The sequence below is a fragment of the Pseudomonas sp. S3_E10 genome (assembly GCF_054667615.1).
In genome coordinates this window covers 4,576,468-4,591,695 of record NZ_CP162743.1, presented here as the reverse complement: position 1 = coordinate 4,591,695, position 15,228 = coordinate 4,576,468, and the positions used below count along the sequence as shown (strand labels likewise).

Genomic DNA, 15,228 nt, shown 5'->3' with positions numbered 1-15,228 from the left:
AGTCTTGGGAAAAGCGGCCGATAAGCCCACAGTCGGCAGTCAAAAGACTGTCGGCTCGCAAGGCTTGGACAGGATCGCGTCGCATGACTACCACAGAAGCAACACCCGAACCGACCGCCGACACCACGGCTGAAAAAACCGCGGCCGTCGACATGGCGTCGCTGCCGTGGGCAGACGTTCAGGCCGAGCATTTCAAGATGCTGCGCCTGGCCCCACTGGCCACGGACCGTGCCACCGGTGCGCGGCCGTTGCGGTTCGTGCAGTTCGGCTATGCCGAGCGCCATGACAAACACCACAGCCTGTTGCGCATGGTCATCCAACTTCCGGGGCAACGTGTGCGCCGCGAGCAGAACCATCTGGATATCTGGGTCGACCACGATACCCATCGCGTGCACTTCGGCCCGGGCAACAGCCTGGAAATCGAACCGGCCAACCGCGGCATCGGCCGTTTCCTCGTGGCCCAAGCGGCGGCGTGGGCGAAAAAGAAGTGGTCGCATTACCGCGTCGACGGTGTCGACCTGTCCAACAAAGACGCGCTCAACGAAGCCACGCGCCTGCGTCGCGATCACTTCCTGCGTATCCAGGGCTTTGATGTGGCCTACGCCGATGTGCAGCATTTGAAAGGCAACGTGCAGCCCGGCAAGGTCAGCGACGTGCTGGACAGCTGGAACACCGAGAAAGTGCAGTTCGTGGAGATCCTCGAAGCCGCGCAGATGTTGCAACAGGCCGAGCACAACCTGCTGGAGCAGGAAGTGAAGCTGCGCAAGGAGGAAGAAAAGGTCACCAAGTTCAAGCGTGAGGACAGCGGGCTACGGTTTACCATCACCTGTTTGGTGGCATTTACGGTGTTTCAGGCGGGGTTGCTGATCTGGATTGCCACGCACCGGTAATGGACCGGCATGCTATCAAACATGCATGAGGGGGGTGTCAGTCACTCAATGCAGTGCCTGACAGACCGCTATCGGGAGCAAGCCCCCTCTCACATTGGCTCTGTTTACAGTTAGATACGCGCCGCAAACACCGCCTGGTGCTGGCGGCACTGCTCGGCAGTGAGCATAAACACGCCGTGCCCACCGCGCTGGAACTCCAGCCAGGCAAAGTCCACTTCCGGGTACAGCGCCTCGACGTGCACTTGGCTGTTGCCCACTTCGACAATCAGCAAACCTTTCTCGGTCAGGTGGTCCGCCGCTTCGGCGAGCATCCGTCGCACCAGGTTCAAGCCGTCGTCACCACAGGCCAGGCCCAGTTCCGGCTCGTGCTGGTATTCGTCGGGCATGTCGGCGAAGTCTTCGGCATCCACATACGGCGGGTTCGACACAATCAGGTCAAAGCGCTGGCCCGGCAGGCCGTCGAAGCCATCGCCCTGCACGGTGTACACGCGCTCGTCGGCGCCATGGCGCTCAATGTTCTGGTTAGCCACTTCCAAGGCTTCGAAGGACAAGTCGCCCAGCACCACTTCGGCGTCCGGGAACTCGTAGGCGCAGGCAATGCCGATGCAGCCGGAGCCGGTACACAAATCGAGAATGCGGGCCGGCGGCTGCGCCAGCCAGGGTTCGAAGCGGTTTTCGATCAACTCTCCAATGGGAGAGCGCGGGATCAGCACCCGCTTGTCGACGATAAACGACATGCCGCAGAACCAGGCCTCACCCAGCAGGTAGGCGGTGGGCACGCGCTCGTGGATACGGCGATGCAGCAAGCGCTGAACGTGAGAGATTTCCTCTTCTTCCAGGTTGCAGTCCAGGTAGCTGTCGGCAATTTCCCACGGCAAATGCACGGCGCCGAGCACCAATTGCCGGGCTTCGTCCCAGGCATTGTCGGTACCGTGTCCAAAAAACAGGTCTTCCCCATGGAAACGGCTGACAGCCCAACGGATATGGTCGCGCAAGGTGCGCAGGCGGGAAGTGATCACGGGGGCAGACTCCTGAAAAAACGACTGGCGATTCTAACAGCCTTCGCCTGTACCGACGATGTACGAAACCCTCGGCACCGTATGTCGGATTTCATCCAATTTGCCACTATTGCGATAAACAAGCCGCCTACTTGACAAGGCTGCACGCCAGCAACGGCGTACCTTACGATAGTAGCGATTCACAGAACCGCTCAGCCAGTGGACAATGTCGCAAAAGCCCCCCTCACAGGAGCCCCCAGAATGTCCGTTCCAAAGACGATGTTTCAACTCAGCGGTCGCGGTTATGCAGCAGCCAACCTCAACCATGCGACCCTCGTGATCATCGACGCCCAGAAGGAATACCTCAGCGGCCCGCTCGCCCTTTCGGGCATGGACGCCGCCGTCGGCAACATCAAACAATTGGTTGACGCGGCACGCAACGCCGGGCGCCCGATCGTGCATGTGCGCCACCTGGGCACCGTCGGCGGCCTGTTTGACCCGCAAGGCGAGCGCGGGGAATTCATTCCCGGCCTTGAGCCCGAAGGCGACGAAACCATCATCGGCAAGTTGCTGCCGAGCGCCTTCCACGGCACTGGCCTGGAAAAACACCTGCAGGACCTCGGCTCCCTGGACCTGATCGTGTGCGGTTTCATGAGCCACTCCAGCGTCAGCACCACGGTGCGCGCCGCCAAGAACCTGGGTTTTCGCTGCACGCTGGTGGAAGACGCCTGCGCCACCCGCGACCTGCCCTATAAAGGCGGCATCCTGAGCGCCGAGCACGTGCAGCAGACTGAAATGGCGATCATGGCGGACAACTTCGCCACCCTCGCGCTGACCAAGGATCTGATCTGACTGCCCCTCGATGAGCGGTGCCGGGTACGGCCCGCTCATCCGCAAAGCCTCCTCATTTGGCGCATTTACCTTCGGTACAGGAACAACCTGTGTATCTTCCGGTCGAAGGGCCGATACCCTGGAGGAAAGGTCGGAATGAAGATATCCGATGGTTTTGACGCTCGTCGCTTGCGCCCCAAGGGCCCGAGCAATTGGCGTCTGCGCCTGTTGGCGTGCATTGCGGCGCTGCTGGCGATTGTTGGTCTGTTGCTGGCCGGCGCAGGTGGCGCCGGTTTGTTGGGGCATTCACCGGCCCTTGGCGAACTGAATGCCAGCCCTGGCGGTTCGGCCCTCCTAGCGGGGATCGGCCTACTGGTGCTGTGGCTGGGCGTGTGGTTGTGGCGCCGCAGCCGGCGCAAAATGCGCCAGCCACTGTCGCTTAACATCGCTTCGCACCTGATGAAAAAGCACGACTAGTGGCGCTTGGATAGCGTTTCCTGCGCCCTGGCCGCCGCGATTAGGTAAACTGCCCGCCCTTCGCGGAGGCCACCATGCAAGACGACGATTTTTCTCTGTTCAAAAACGAGCTGCGCGGCGTCAAGCCGATCAAGCACGACCGCGCCGACACCGGTAAACCCAAAGCTGACCGCGCGCAGATCGCCACGCTGCGCCAGGCCGCTACCGTGCGTACCCACGCCACCACCGTGGATGGCCTGTCGGATCAGTTCGTGATTGATGTCGGGCCCGAAGACGAGCTGATGTGGGCCCGCGACGGCGTTCAGGAAAGCCAGATGCGCAAGCTCAAGGCTGGCCAGATCCCATTCGAAGGCAGCCTGGACCTGCACGGCATGACCGTGGAAAAAGCCCGGGAAACCCTGTGGGCCTTCCTCGCCGAAGCCACCAAATTCGAAATCCGCTGCGTGCGCGTCACCCACGGCAAGGCCGTGCGACTGGACGGCAAGCGGCCGATGATCAAGAGCCACGTCAATACCTGGCTGCGCCAGCATGCCCAGGTACTCGGCTTTACCTCCTGCCAGGCCCGTCACGGCGGCGCGGGCGCGGTGTATGTGATGCTCAAGCGCACGATGATGGAAGGGCGGGACGAGTAACAAGTGCCATCGTCAGGCTTGCAGCGATGTGTCCACCACCGTAACCTTGCGCTTTGCGAAAATCCCACAGGTAGTTTCATGTCCCTGGAACACAATTACACAGAGATCCTCGGCCAACTCGGCGAGGACGTCTCCCGCGAGGGCCTGCTCGACACGCCAAAGCGTGCCGCCAAGGCGATGCAGTATCTCTGCCGCGGTTATGAGCAGACGCTCGAAGAAGTCACCAACGGTGCCTTGTTCAGCTCCGATAACAGCGAAATGGTGCTGGTCAAGGACCTCGAGCTGTACTCGCTGTGCGAACATCACCTGCTGCCGTTTATCGGCAAGGCTCACGTCGCGTATATCCCGAGCGGCAAAGTGCTGGGCCTGTCGAAGGTCGCGCGGATTGTCGACATGTATGCGCGTCGCCTGCAGATCCAGGAAAACCTCAGCCGCCAGATCGCCGATGCGGTACTGCAAGTGACCGGCGCCCTGGGCGTGGCGGTAGTGATCGAGGCCAAGCACATGTGCATGATGATGCGCGGTGTGGAGAAGCAGAATTCGTCGATGATCACCTCGGTGATGCTGGGTGAGTTCCGCGAAAACGCGGCCACCCGCAGCGAATTCCTCAGCCTGATCAAGTAAAGGCTGCGTAGAAAGCAACCGGCGTTCATCGCCGGTTTTTTTTCGCCCGCAAAATTCAGGTAAGCTGCGACCCCTTCTTCATGGGCAAGAGGCTTTCAGCCATGTTCGTCAAAGCACTTCGAGTCGGTCTCGGCCAAATCATCATCGTGGGCGACTTCCTGACCCGCCCGCGCAAAAAGCAGCGCACCGCCGAGCAACAGGCGCAGGTCAACGATGCCGCCAAGGGCTTGACCCTGTATCAATTCCACGCCTGCCCGTTCTGCGTGAAGACCCGCCGTACCCTGCACCGCCTGAATGTGCCGGTGGCGCTCAAGGACGCGAAGAACAACGAACAGGACCGCCAGACCCTGCTGGAGCAAGGCGGCAAGATCAAGGTGCCGTGCCTGCGTATCGAAGAAAATGGCCAGACCAGCTGGATGTACGATTCCAAGGTGATCATCGACTACCTGGACAAACGCTTCGCCGCCATCTGAGAGGCGTGTGCCATCTAATGTGGGGGCTTGCATCCCTCCCACATTAGTTCGGTATTGGCAGATCCATGCTCAACAGTGCCGAGCCCAGGCACTTGCCATGGGCATCCAGCGCCAGCGAGCGGGTCACGCCGCCGCGCAATATCCCCGGCAACACGAAGTTCAGCGCCTGCACATTCGGCAACTCATAGCGTCGCACCGGCGCCGCGCCCGGCTCCAGCAGCCCGGCAAAAAACTCGGCCACCCGCGCAGCCGTGAGCTGCTCGCACAGTAACGGGTAGTCTTCCTTGCGATAGGCAATGATCGAAATGTTCGAGGTATCGCCCTTGTCCCCGGTACGGGAATGGGCCAGGTTATGCAGTTTCATGCTTCGATCCTCGGGTTGACCGCACCACGCGGCAGCAGCAGCGACGCCACCGCCACCACCTGCCGTAGGCTTTTACTGGCCCCGCCGCCGCCGGACGGGCCGTTGGTGTAGAGGGTTTCCACCTCGTTGCCCACGCGCACCGCGTCGCTGCGCTCCTCACAACGCGCGGCGATGCGCAGGCGCACTTCCCAGGGTTCGACACTGCTGCGCGGGCCGTGCAGCGCGTCCATACCGATCAACTCGGCGCGCACGTCGTGCATCTTTACACCCATCAATTCCAGGCGTTTGAGTACGACATCCCGCGCCAACTGCGCCCGTGCGACTGCGCCGGGGCCGCCGTAGGACATCTGCCCTTCACCGATCCAACCGTCCAGATAACCGACGCTGACCTTCAATTGCTCCGGCCGTGCCCGCCCCGCCGCGCCTTGGGCACGTACCCGATCAAGGCTATCCTCGACAAAACCCACCAGGGAAAAGTCGGCGGTCACATCGGGCGTCAGGTACGCCGCCGGATCGTGCACTTCGTAGATCAATTGCTCGATGCAGGTTGCCCGGCTCACCCGTCCACCGGAGCCTGCGACCTTGGTGATCACGGCTTCACCTTCGGCGTCGACTTCAGCCAGCGGGAAACCCAGGCGCGCCAAGTCGTCAACATCCTTGAAACCAGGGTCGGCAAAATAACCGCCGCTGACCTGCCCCGCACATTCCAGCAAATGCCCCACCAACGTGCCGCGCCCCAGCCGTTGCCAATCGTCCGCCGCCCAGCCGAACTCAAACATCTGCGGCGCCAGGAACAGCGAAGGGTCAGCCACGCGCCCGGTGATCACCACATCGGCCTCGGCGCGCAAGGCCTCTAGGATGCCGTCGACGCCCAGGTAGGCATTCGCGGAAATCAGCCGTTTACCCAGCGCGCCAACCGTCTGGCCGTTATCCAACAACTGCTCGGGGTTCAAGACGCTGAGCACGTCATCGCCCACCACGGCGACGACCTTGAGGTTCAAGCCCAGCTCCCCGGCTATCCGCCGCACTTCAATCGCCGCCGCCACCGGGTTGGCCGCGCCCATGTTGGTGATCACCCGCAGGCGACGGCGCCCGGCCTGCGCGCCTACACACGGCAAAACACGCCGCATACGCTCACTCAGCAGCGGGTCATAGCCGCCCTGTGGGTCGCTGATACGCGCCTGTTGCGCCAGGGCGATGGTGCGTTCGGCCAGGCATTCGAACACCAGGTAATCCAGGTCGCCCTGTTCGGCCAGTTCCACGGCAGGTTCGATACGGTCGCCGGAATAGCCGGCGCCGGAACCGATGCGCAAGGTTTTCATTTAAATCACTCCCAGGAGCAGCGCCGTCAGGGTCATCAACACCGACGCGGCGAACAGAAATGGAATGGTGAAGCGCTGGTGATCGGCTAATTCAATCTTGCACAGGCCCACCAGCAGGAAGGTCGCGGGGGTCAGCGGGCTGACCGGGAATCCGGTGGTATGCACGCCCAACAGCGAAGCCTGGGCCACTTGCAACGGGTCGACCCCCAGGGCTTTGCCCACTTCGGCGATCACCGGCATCACGCCAAAATAATAGGAGTCGGGGTCAAACAGCATGCTCAGCGGCATGGACATAAAGCCCACCACTGCGGGGATCAGCTTGCCGTGGCCGGCGGGAATCTGCGCCACCGCCACTTCGGCAATCGCCTTGAGCATGCCGGTGCCTTGCATGATGCCGGTAAACACGCCGGCGGCGAGCAGAATGCTGGCCATGGTCAACGCGGTTTTGGCATGGGCGTCGATACGTGCGCGCTGGGCGTCGACATTGGGGTAGTTGATGCACAACGCCACCACGGTGCCGAGCATGAACATCACCACCGGGTCGACCCAGCCGGCGATCATCACCACCATCACCAGCACGGTGAGCATCAGGTTGAGCCAAAACAGCCCTGGGCGACGCAGCTTGATGTCGTCGTCGCTGAGCACCCGTTGTGGCACCGCCTCCACGCTGGAACCGGCCCCCAGGCCCAGGCGTTTTTCTTCACGGTGGCCCAGCCACCAGGCACAGGCGAAAACAAAGATAAGCCCGACGATCTGCACCGGGATCAGCGGCTGGAACAGGTCCGCGACCGGCACATGCAGCGCCGCCGACGAGCGCAGCACCGGCCCGGTCCAAGGCAGGAAATTGACCCCGGCGGCCATGGCGCATACACAGGCGAGGATGCGCTTGTCGATGCCCAGCCGCGTGTACAGCGGCAGCATCGCCGGCACCGTCACCAGGAATGTCACCGCGCCGGAACCGTCCAGGTGTACCAACAGCGCCAGGGTCGCGGTGCCGACCACAATGCGCGTGGGCCGCGTGCCGACCGTGCGCAGGATGCGATCAATGATGGGGTCGAGCATGCCGGCATCGGTCATGATCCCGAAAAACAGAATCGCAAAGACAAACATGCCCACCACGGGGGCGACGTTCTTGATCCCGGTAATGATGAAGGCACTGGTTTGCAGGCCGAACCCGCCAAGCAGCGCGGCGATGATCGGCAAGGCGATCAGGGCCACCAATGGCGAGAGGCGTTTGCTCATGACGGCAGCGAGCAGGCACAGGATGGTGATGACACCCAGGGTAGCGAGCATGGGTTACTCCAGAGCGGCCTTTGCGGCCGGTTATTGTTTTCCCAGGAGTATTGGAAGCGGGTTAGTCTTTGTAAATTGGAATATTCGGCCTGGTATGTTCGGAAAAACAAAATGAAGCGATCGCTATGAAGAACTCTATCCAGCACATACAAGCCTTTCTCGCGGTAGCGCGGACGGGCAGCTTCACCAAGGCTGCCAACGAATTGCATCTGTCACCTTCGGCCCTCACCGTGCAAGTGCAACAGTTGGAAGACTGGCTCGGCGTCCCCCTGCTCGATCGCAGCCCGCGCCATGTGAGCATCACCGCCGCCGGCCAGGAAGCGCGCGGCCCCATGGAAAAGCTGCTGCTGGACCTGGACAACATCGTCACGGGCTCACGCGACCTCGCCGCCTTGCGCCGCGGCGTGGTCAGCATTGCCGCCCTGCCCTCGGTGTGCGCAGGAGCCCTGCCGCCGGCCTTGCGCCTGTTTCGCGAACGCTTTGCCGGGATCGACGTGCGCTTGCATGACCTGGTCGCGCACCGCATCCATGCCCAGGTGCGTGAAGGCCTGGTGGACTTCGGCATCGGCGTACGCGCACGGCTGAGCCACGGGCTGGATTTTGTACCGGTGCTGAATGACCGGCTGTGTGCGTTCGTGCCGCTGGGTCATCCCCTCGCCCGTCACCGCCGGTTGACGCTGGAGCAATTGGCGGACCAGCCGATCATCCTGACCGGGCGCGACAGCAGTGTGCGCGAGCAGGTGGACGCCTTGTTCGATCAGATGCGGCTGACGATGACCGCAGGCATGGAGGCCAACTACATGTCGACGGTGCTGGCGTTGGTGCGCCAGGGCTTGGGGATCAGCGTGCTGCCGGAATCGGCGGCGGACAGCCTGGAGGGGTTGAAGCGCATCAACATCGACCATCCCGGCGTAAACCGGGAGATCGGGCTGATCAGTCGCAGCGGGATGGGGCTGAGCCCGGCGGCGCGGCAGTGTTTTGACCTATTGAGCGACGAACTATCTGACAAACCACCCCACATTTAATCTGTGTTTAGTCCAGCATCGAGACATGCTTGGGGTGGCTGGCCACTCGTTGCAACCATGCCTGCACAGCCGGGTAAGGCGCCAGGTCGAAACCACCTTCATGCGCCACATGGGTGTAGGCATACAACGCGATGTCGGCAATCGAATACTGCTCGCCCACCAGGTAGGGCGTGGCCTGCAGTTGCCGTTCCATCACGCGCAGGGCTTTGTAACCGCCCTTGTGGGTCGTCTTGTATTCCTCAAGACGATCCTCCGGCATGTTCAGGTAAAACTGGATAAACCGCGCCACTGCAATGTACGGCTCGTGGCTGTACTGCTCGAAGAACTGCCATTGCAGCACTTGCGTGCGCAAGCGCGGCTCGCTCGGCAAAAATTCGCTGCCGTCGGCGAGGAAGTTGAGAATCGCGTTGGACTCCCACAGGCAGGTGCCGTCTTCCAGTTCCAGCACCGGGATCTTGCCGTTGGGGTTCTTGGCCAGGAACTCTGCGGTCTGGGTGTCGCCGTTGAGGATGTCGACATTCACCCATTCGTACCGGATGCCCAACAGGTTCAGCATCAACTTGACCTTGTAGCAGTTGCCCGAACGGTAATCGCCATAAACCTTGTACATGGGGCTCCCCTTATGCCGCTTGCGCGTGCTGTGCTTGACGGATCACGCTGGCCAGGCGCTTGAGGCCTTCATCCAGGCGGGCCGGGTCGATATGGCTGAAATTGAGGCGCAACGAGCCCAGGTGCTGGTCCGGCTCGGAGAAGAACGGTTCACCGGGCATGAACGCCACATTCTGCTGCAACGCTTGGGGCAATAAGGTGCGGGTGTCCAGCGGCCGTTTCAAGGTCAGCCAGAAGAATAATCCGCCCTGAGGCACCTGCCAGTCGGCCAAATCGCCAAAGTGATGCTCGAGCGCGGTCTGGAACGCATCGCGGCGCTCACGGTAAAAGCTGCGCAATTGCAGCAGGTGTTGCTGATATTTTTCGCTGCCGACCCACTGCATCGCCTGCCACTGGCCCACACGGTTGGTATGCAGGTCTGCCGATTGCTTGAGCTTGAGCAGGTGCGGGAACAGGTCCGGGCTGGCGATCAGGTAGCCGACACGCAAGCCAGGCAACAGGGTTTTGGACACCGTGCCGGTGTAGATCCAGCTGGCCTTGTGCAGGCGGCTGACGATCGGTCGCGCGCTGCCACCGTCGAAGGACAGTTCGCGGTAGGGTTCGTCTTCGATCAGGGTCACGCCGAACTCATCGAGCAGGGCCGCCACGGCGTCACGCTTGGCTTCGCTGTAGCGCACGGCCGACGGGTTCTGGAAGGTCGGGATCAGGTAGATGAAGGCCGGATGATGGCGTTCGAGATTGGCGCGCAACGCGGCCAGGTCCGGGCCGTCGGCTTCCAGCGGCACGGTGAGGCATTCGGCGCCGAACAGCTGGAAGATCTGCAATGCGGCCAGGTAGGTCGGGCCTTCCAGCAGGATCTGCGTGCCTTTATCGATATACAGCTTGGCCGCCAGGTCCAGGGTTTGCTGGGAACCGCTGACCACCAGCACCTGGCTGGCCTGGCACGGCACGCCCAGGGCGCGGGCTTGGGCGGCGAGCAACTCGCGCAGCTGCGGCTCGCCTTCGCTCATGCCGTATTGGCCGATGTTCAGCGGCATGTCGTCCCAGTTCAGCGCGGGCAACATGGCTTCGGCCGGCAGGCCTGCGGCAAATGACATCACTTCCGGGCGCTGGGCTGCCGCGAGGATTTCACGGATCAAGGAGCTTTTAAGGCGGGTAACACGTTCAGAGAAGGGCATGGAGGTCACCGCTGGCGGAGGCTGTGGGAAATACGTCAAACTGGTTGACCGAAACTACGACGACTTGAGTGGATACGTCAATATGCTTGACCTTAAAAACCAGACCAGTCAGCAACTCGCCATGGAAGCGTTCTTCTTCGGCTACCAGGCCTTTACCGCCAAGGCTGACGAAATGCTCGAGCGGCGCGGCCTGAGCCGGGTGCACCAGCGCATTGTGTTTTTTATCGCGCGCTACCCGGCGTTGAGCGTCAAAGAGCTGTTGGAATTACTCGGCGTGAGCAAGCAGGCGCTGAACATGCCGCTGCGCCAATTGCAGGAAATGCACCTGGTGCAGAGCATTGCGTCCGAGACCGACAAGCGCAAACGCTTGCTGGAGTTGACCGACGAAGGCCGGCGTTTCGAGCAGTCGTTGCGCCGTGAACAGGTAAAGCTGTTGCAGCGTGCGTTCAGTGAAACCGGGGAAGAGGCGGTGGCCGGATGGTTGGCGGTCAATCAGGCCCTGAGTGGGTGAATTAGCCTTTCATCCAATTCTGAGTACATAATCAAAAACATTATTTGCTTTATTTGTATACAAAAGCATAATTCGCTTCGTGCGAGTTCCTGACCTATTAGTCAACAAACCCGCCAGTACCTCACAGCGCCCGCGCGCTGGCCATAACAATAAAATGCTTGAGGAGTACTCGCTGTGGATAGCCGCAAATCCGAAGCCCCAACGCTCGACCACGCCATACCGCACAGCGGCTGGCTGGAACGCCTGTTTAAACTGCGCTTGCATGGCACCACAGTGAAGACCGAGCTGATCGCCGGCCTCACCACCTTCATCACCATGGCCTACATCATCTTCGTCAACCCCAACATCATGGCCGACGCCGGCATCGATCACGGCGCGGCCTTTGTCGCCACCTGCATCGCCGCTGCGCTGGGCTGCCTGCTGATGGGCCTGTATGCCAACTGGCCTGTAGGCCTGGCACCAGGGATGGGGCTGAATGCGTTTTTTACCTACACCGTGGTCGGCACCATGGGCTACAACTGGGAGACCGCGCTGGGTGCGGTGTTTATCTCAGGGGTGCTGTTCATGATCCTGACCCTGTCGCGCATTCGTGAATGGCTGCTCAACAGCATTCCCGTGAGCCTGCGCCACGCCATGGGCGCGGGCGTCGGTTTGTTCCTGGGGGTGATCGGCCTGAAAACCGCCGGCATCATCGTCGACAGCCCAGCCACTCTGATCAAGCTGGGCTCGCTGCATGAGCCCGCGCCGCTGCTGGCGGCCATCTGTTTTCTGTTAATCGCGATCCTCAGCTATCACCGCGTGTTCGGCGCGATCCTGCTCAGCATCATCGCCGTGACCCTGGCGGGTTGGGGCCTGGGCCTGGTGCAGTACCAAGGCATCGTCGCCAGCCCGCCGAGCCTGGCGCCGACCTGGATGGCCATGGACGTGATGGGCGTGTTCAACGTCAGCATGATCAGCGTGGTGTTTGCGTTCCTGTTCGTGCACATGTTCGACACCGCCGGCACCTTGATGGGCGTGGCCCAGCGCGCGGGCCTGGTGAACGCCGACGGCCGGATCGAAAACCTGTCCCGTGCGTTGAAGGCCGACAGTGCGTCCAGCGTGTTCGGCGCCATGGTCGGCGTGCCACCGGTGACCAGTTATGTGGAAAGCGCCGCCGGCGTGGCCGCGGGTGGGCGCACCGGGTTGACCGCCGTCACCGTGGGCGTTTTGTTTGTCGCCGCGATGTTTTTCGCGCCGCTGGCCGGCATGATTCCGGCGTATGCCACAGCGGGTGCGTTGATCTACGTGGCGATGCTGATGATGAGCGGCATGGCGCAAATCGAGTGGGACGACGCCACCGACAGCATTCCGGCGATTGTCACCATGATCATGATGCCGCTGACCTTTTCGGTCGCCGACGGTATCGCCCTGGGCTTTATCACCTACGTGGCGCTCAAGGCCGGCACCGGCAAGCACAAGGAAATTTCCGTGAGCCTGTGGGCGTTGTGTGCGATTTTCATTGCCAAGTTTGTCTTCCTGTAACCGCGGAAGTGGCGAATACTGCCTCGCCTTCGGGCGGGGCTTTTACATGAATGGAGGACTGTAATGAGCGTGGAAACCTGGCTGCTGTTCAGCGGCGCTGCATTGATCGTGATCCTGATCCCCGGCCCGCTGTCGCTGCTGATGATCAGCAACAGCCTCAACTATGGCCTGCGCCGCTCCTACCCGGCGTTCCTCGGCGGGGTATTTGCGTCGATCTGTCTGTTGAGCGCGTCGGCCTTGGGCCTGGGCGCGCTGTTGCTGGCATCGGAACAGTTGTTCAGCGCCCTGAAGATCGTCGGCGCGCTGTACCTGTTCTACCTCGCCTGGCAGAGCTGGCAGCAATCGCGCCTGCCGTCCCAGGGCGCGGTGGTTCCACAGGCCGCTGCGGTGCCGCGCTTTCGCGCGTTGTTTGGCCGCGCGTTTGTGCTGGGCGCCAGCAACCCCAAGGACATCCTGTTTTTTGCCGCGTTCCTGCCGCAGTTTCTCAGCAGCGAACACCCTTTCCTGGCGCAGTTGCTGGTCATGATCGCCACTTGGACCGTGCTCGACCTGCTGTGCAAGCTGGCTTACGGCCTCGGCGCCCATGGCGCGGCGCGGTATTTGCGCAGCGGCAAGGGGCAGAGTTGGTTCAATCGGGTGAGTGCGGGGTTGTTTGGCGGGGCGGGTGCCGCAGCGCTGATCAACCGCTGATCTTTCATGACGAAGACCGTTCGGTTCAGCGGCGCATCCGTACCCGTCTCAAGCAACCGGTAATACTTGCCCTGCTGTTTAAGCACGTAGTAATTGCGTTCCAACGGCAACCCTCCGGCCCCGGAGAGAGCCGAGGTCGCGGCAAAGGGAGCACTCGACAAAGGCACCACCGGCTCAACCTGCACCAGAAAGCCCCCAGGCGCCGATTCTACCGCCGGCAGATCGGCGATTATCTCAGTGCTCCAGCCACGCCATTCGTCGGTAGCAGCCGCAGAATTGCGGATCATCCGCTCCGGAATCGTTCCAGAGCCTTGAAGCGAACGATGGGCGACGGCGACGTCAAGCGGTGGAGTGAGCCAGGCCTGGCTAAGCGCAGGCGGGGCATACGACTGAAAGCGGCATGCAACCTGGCCACAGAAAAGCCAACGGGAACGCCGGGCTTTTTCACCTTCGGCCCCGGCAGAAAGTTCATCAACAGGTCAATGATGAAAAACGCCGCCATAAACCCCACATCCACCGCATCACGGGCATCGCCACTCAGGTGATAACGCCGCGCCGCGAGCAGCAGCTCATAGGCTTGGTTAATAAACCCAGATAACGGTGAGAAAAAAGACCACGCACCCCGCCAGACCGAGCTGCCCTGATCCAGGCGGCGCACGCGATATTTATCCAATGTCTTGGCGGAATTGCAGGCCGCTTGAGTCTGCCTTTGCAGATCCTGCACAGGGGCGCGGTATAACAGCGCCGACGCATCGCTTTGTGACGTAGCGACAATCGCCAGCCAATTGAGCGGGTCCGAGGCGATTTGCTCATGAACCACTTGCTCGATTTCGTCGGCGAGGGCTGTCGGTGCAAGGTGCTTGACCTTGAACGAGCGGATGAACTCAGCCACGACCCACGCGCCGCGAATGTAAAAACCCAAGGGTGTCTGTATGAGTTGATCGAGAACGCCGGCTTTGCGGGCTGCGTCGGGGTGATGGGTGATCGCCTCAAACGCCCAGTCCGGCGCGACTTGGCGCGCCAGCCGCTTAACGTTTGCGGCCAATGCACCGATACGGTTGAGTTCGGCATGGGCCAATTGCAGGCTGGCATATTCGCTAAGGACCAAGGCGTGCGGCGCGGCCGGCCAATACACCACGCAGTGCCCGCTGTTTTGGTCATGAATGACCACGATGCCCGCGATATAGCGATCGTGCTGCATGGTGTGCCCTACCAGATGCACCACGCACAGCTGCAACGCGTGCTGGTTTTTCCGCAGATCTTGCGGCGTTCGCGCGGCCATCGCCAGGGTGAACAGGCTTTGGGCGGTCACACTCAGCCCCTGTCGCGCCGCTGAAAAAAGCTGCAATCGCCCACGGTCTTCCAACGTGCGGTTCATGAGTGCAGGCAGACGCCCCTCCTCAACGACAGGCTCGAAGGCAGAACGCGAACTCGAACACGCGTTTACCGGCGTCGTTTATCAAGGTGCGTATCGTGGCCGCATGAGCCTGGCACTGAGTGTCCAACGCCAAAAGCGCCTGATAGGCCGGCGTGTCCTGGCCCGGCTCGGCCAGGTCCAACAACGCCAGCAGGCTTTTCCCATAACGCTTGACCTGGTGCTCGACGGTTCGCAGGGCCAGGTCAGGCGAGGTACTGGCAAAGATGATTTCTTCGTGTCGGCGCTGTCGGTCCCACTCCAGCAAGTCTTCGCGGATCCCTCCCAGGCGCGCAGTGCCCGCCCACAGTTCCCTGGGCCTCTCGATCTATCGGCGAGACTCACCTGAAAGCCCGCAGTGTGCACGGGCAAAGTC

The 15,228-nt window shown here is 61.6% G+C and carries 18 protein-coding genes; 10 read left to right on the top strand and 8 right to left on the bottom strand.

Translation table 11 applies throughout. The features are described 5' to 3' along the window. Positions 1-83 precede the first annotated feature (83 nt). Positions 84-890, top strand: a complete 807-nt coding sequence (locus AB4N98_RS21090) for a hypothetical protein (protein ID WP_065876494.1) — start codon at positions 84-86, stop codon at positions 888-890. A gap of 110 nt (positions 891-1,000) precedes the next feature. On the opposite strand, the gene prmB is transcribed toward AB4N98_RS21090, so the two are convergent. After that, positions 1,001-1,909 (bottom strand): 50S ribosomal protein L3 N(5)-glutamine methyltransferase, encoded by a 909-nt coding sequence (prmB, locus tag AB4N98_RS21085; protein WP_065876493.1) that lies wholly within the window; start codon positions 1,907-1,909, stop codon positions 1,001-1,003. Between the two features lie 240 nt (positions 1,910-2,149). Between prmB and AB4N98_RS21080 the strand changes: the two genes are divergently transcribed. The 5 genes from AB4N98_RS21080 to AB4N98_RS21060 all read left to right on the top strand — a co-directional run bounded on the left by AB4N98_RS21080 (position 2,150) and on the right by AB4N98_RS21060 (position 4,925). After that, on the top strand, positions 2,150-2,740 hold the full coding sequence (locus tag AB4N98_RS21080) for a cysteine hydrolase family protein (protein WP_017527701.1): 591 nt from the start codon (positions 2,150-2,152) through the stop codon (positions 2,738-2,740). Between the two features lie 135 nt (positions 2,741-2,875). After that, entirely contained in the window at positions 2,876-3,196 is a 321-nt protein-coding gene (locus tag AB4N98_RS21075; RefSeq protein WP_017527700.1) for a hypothetical protein, read from the top strand. 74 nt (positions 3,197-3,270) lie between these two features. Further along, complete coding sequence (locus tag AB4N98_RS21070; protein ID WP_017527699.1) at positions 3,271-3,828, top strand: Smr/MutS family protein; 558 nt, start codon at positions 3,271-3,273, stop codon at positions 3,826-3,828. A gap of 78 nt (positions 3,829-3,906) precedes the next feature. Beyond that, entirely contained in the window at positions 3,907-4,452 is a 546-nt protein-coding gene (folE, locus tag AB4N98_RS21065) for a GTP cyclohydrolase I FolE (protein WP_460148888.1), read from the top strand. Between the two features lie 101 nt (positions 4,453-4,553). Continuing rightward, positions 4,554-4,925 (top strand): glutathione S-transferase N-terminal domain-containing protein, encoded by a 372-nt coding sequence (locus AB4N98_RS21060; protein WP_068937085.1) that lies wholly within the window; start codon positions 4,554-4,556, stop codon positions 4,923-4,925. A 43-nt stretch (positions 4,926-4,968) separates the two neighbouring features. Here the strand turns inward: AB4N98_RS21060 and AB4N98_RS21055 are convergent, their stop codons facing one another. The 3 genes from AB4N98_RS21055 to AB4N98_RS21045 are packed head-to-tail and all read right to left on the bottom strand — an operon-like array spanning position 4,969 to position 7,904. After that, positions 4,969-5,289, bottom strand: coding sequence for an AtuA-related protein (locus AB4N98_RS21055; RefSeq protein ID WP_017527696.1), 321 nt, complete (start codon positions 5,287-5,289; stop codon positions 4,969-4,971). Next, on the bottom strand, positions 5,286-6,611 hold the full coding sequence (locus AB4N98_RS21050) for an acyclic terpene utilization AtuA family protein (RefSeq protein ID WP_017527695.1): 1,326 nt from the start codon (positions 6,609-6,611) through the stop codon (positions 5,286-5,288). Before AB4N98_RS21050 ends, AB4N98_RS21055 begins: the two co-directional genes overlap by 4 nt. Further along, entirely contained in the window at positions 6,612-7,904 is a 1,293-nt protein-coding gene (locus AB4N98_RS21045) for a CitMHS family transporter (protein ID WP_017527694.1), read from the bottom strand. 125 nt (positions 7,905-8,029) lie between these two features. Here AB4N98_RS21045 and AB4N98_RS21040 point away from each other — a divergent pair, with 125 nt between their 5' ends. Next, positions 8,030-8,929, top strand: coding sequence for a LysR family transcriptional regulator (locus AB4N98_RS21040; RefSeq protein ID WP_065876490.1), 900 nt, complete (start codon positions 8,030-8,032; stop codon positions 8,927-8,929). A 7-nt stretch (positions 8,930-8,936) separates the two neighbouring features. Here AB4N98_RS21040 and AB4N98_RS21035 read toward each other — a convergent pair whose 3' ends face one another. Next, positions 8,937-9,539 (bottom strand): glutathione S-transferase family protein, encoded by a 603-nt coding sequence (locus tag AB4N98_RS21035; RefSeq protein WP_217855267.1) that lies wholly within the window; start codon positions 9,537-9,539, stop codon positions 8,937-8,939. A gap of 10 nt (positions 9,540-9,549) precedes the next feature. Next, positions 9,550-10,716, bottom strand: coding sequence for an aminotransferase-like domain-containing protein (locus tag AB4N98_RS21030; protein WP_068937084.1), 1,167 nt, complete (start codon positions 10,714-10,716; stop codon positions 9,550-9,552). An 82-nt stretch (positions 10,717-10,798) separates the two neighbouring features. On the opposite strand from AB4N98_RS21030, the gene AB4N98_RS21025 reads away from it, so the two are divergent. The 3 genes from AB4N98_RS21025 (at position 10,799) to AB4N98_RS21015 (ending at position 13,438) form a co-directional block, all read left to right on the top strand. After that, positions 10,799-11,227, top strand: a complete 429-nt coding sequence (locus tag AB4N98_RS21025) for a MarR family winged helix-turn-helix transcriptional regulator (protein WP_026067248.1) — start codon at positions 10,799-10,801, stop codon at positions 11,225-11,227. 174 nt (positions 11,228-11,401) lie between these two features. Beyond that, positions 11,402-12,748, top strand: a complete 1,347-nt coding sequence (locus tag AB4N98_RS21020) for an NCS2 family permease (RefSeq protein WP_017527689.1) — start codon at positions 11,402-11,404, stop codon at positions 12,746-12,748. 63 nt (positions 12,749-12,811) lie between these two features. Continuing rightward, the gene (locus tag AB4N98_RS21015; RefSeq protein ID WP_017527688.1) at positions 12,812-13,438 is read left to right on the top strand and encodes a LysE family translocator; all 627 of its coding nucleotides are present in this window, start codon (positions 12,812-12,814) and stop codon (positions 13,436-13,438) included. A gap of 283 nt (positions 13,439-13,721) precedes the next feature. Here the strand turns inward: AB4N98_RS21015 and AB4N98_RS21010 are convergent, their stop codons facing one another. Both AB4N98_RS21010 and AB4N98_RS21005 read right to left on the bottom strand, forming a co-directional pair. Then, positions 13,722-14,816 (bottom strand): dermonecrotic toxin domain-containing protein, encoded by a 1,095-nt coding sequence (locus AB4N98_RS21010; protein WP_460148887.1) that lies wholly within the window; start codon positions 14,814-14,816, stop codon positions 13,722-13,724. A 22-nt stretch (positions 14,817-14,838) separates the two neighbouring features. Then, positions 14,839-15,120: a hypothetical protein gene (locus AB4N98_RS21005; RefSeq protein WP_026067246.1), complete on the bottom strand. Its 282-nt coding sequence runs from the start codon at positions 15,118-15,120 to the stop codon at positions 14,839-14,841. Between the last annotated feature and the right edge of the window lie 108 nt (positions 15,121-15,228).

What these genes read in the sequence shown, in the direction of transcription:
- AB4N98_RS21025 (WP_026067248.1), top strand. Translation starts at nt 10,799, where the DNA reads ATGCTTGACCTTAAAAACCAGACCAGTCAGCAACTCGCCATGGAAGCG.
- AB4N98_RS21040 (WP_065876490.1), top strand. Translation starts at nt 8,030, where the DNA reads ATGAAGAACTCTATCCAGCACATACAAGCCTTTCTCGCGGTAGCGCGG.
- AB4N98_RS21080 (WP_017527701.1), top strand. Translation starts at nt 2,150, where the DNA reads ATGTCCGTTCCAAAGACGATGTTTCAACTCAGCGGTCGCGGTTATGCA.
- AB4N98_RS21030 (WP_068937084.1), bottom strand. Translation starts at nt 10,716, where the DNA reads ATGCCCTTCTCTGAACGTGTTACCCGCCTTAAAAGCTCCTTGATCCGT.
- AB4N98_RS21060 (WP_068937085.1), top strand. Translation starts at nt 4,554, where the DNA reads ATGTTCGTCAAAGCACTTCGAGTCGGTCTCGGCCAAATCATCATCGTG.
- AB4N98_RS21015 (WP_017527688.1), top strand. Translation starts at nt 12,812, where the DNA reads ATGAGCGTGGAAACCTGGCTGCTGTTCAGCGGCGCTGCATTGATCGTG.
- AB4N98_RS21045 (WP_017527694.1), bottom strand. Translation starts at nt 7,904, where the DNA reads ATGCTCGCTACCCTGGGTGTCATCACCATCCTGTGCCTGCTCGCTGCC.
- AB4N98_RS21075 (WP_017527700.1), top strand. Translation starts at nt 2,876, where the DNA reads ATGAAGATATCCGATGGTTTTGACGCTCGTCGCTTGCGCCCCAAGGGC.
- folE (WP_460148888.1), top strand. Translation starts at nt 3,907, where the DNA reads ATGTCCCTGGAACACAATTACACAGAGATCCTCGGCCAACTCGGCGAG.
- AB4N98_RS21070 (WP_017527699.1), top strand. Translation starts at nt 3,271, where the DNA reads ATGCAAGACGACGATTTTTCTCTGTTCAAAAACGAGCTGCGCGGCGTC.
- AB4N98_RS21035 (WP_217855267.1), bottom strand. Translation starts at nt 9,539, where the DNA reads ATGTACAAGGTTTATGGCGATTACCGTTCGGGCAACTGCTACAAGGTC.
- AB4N98_RS21055 (WP_017527696.1), bottom strand. Translation starts at nt 5,289, where the DNA reads ATGAAACTGCATAACCTGGCCCATTCCCGTACCGGGGACAAGGGCGAT.
- AB4N98_RS21090 (WP_065876494.1), top strand. Translation starts at nt 84, where the DNA reads ATGACTACCACAGAAGCAACACCCGAACCGACCGCCGACACCACGGCT.
- AB4N98_RS21050 (WP_017527695.1), bottom strand. Translation starts at nt 6,611, where the DNA reads ATGAAAACCTTGCGCATCGGTTCCGGCGCCGGCTATTCCGGCGACCGT.
- AB4N98_RS21010 (WP_460148887.1), bottom strand. Translation starts at nt 14,816, where the DNA reads ATGAACCGCACGTTGGAAGACCGTGGGCGATTGCAGCTTTTTTCAGCG.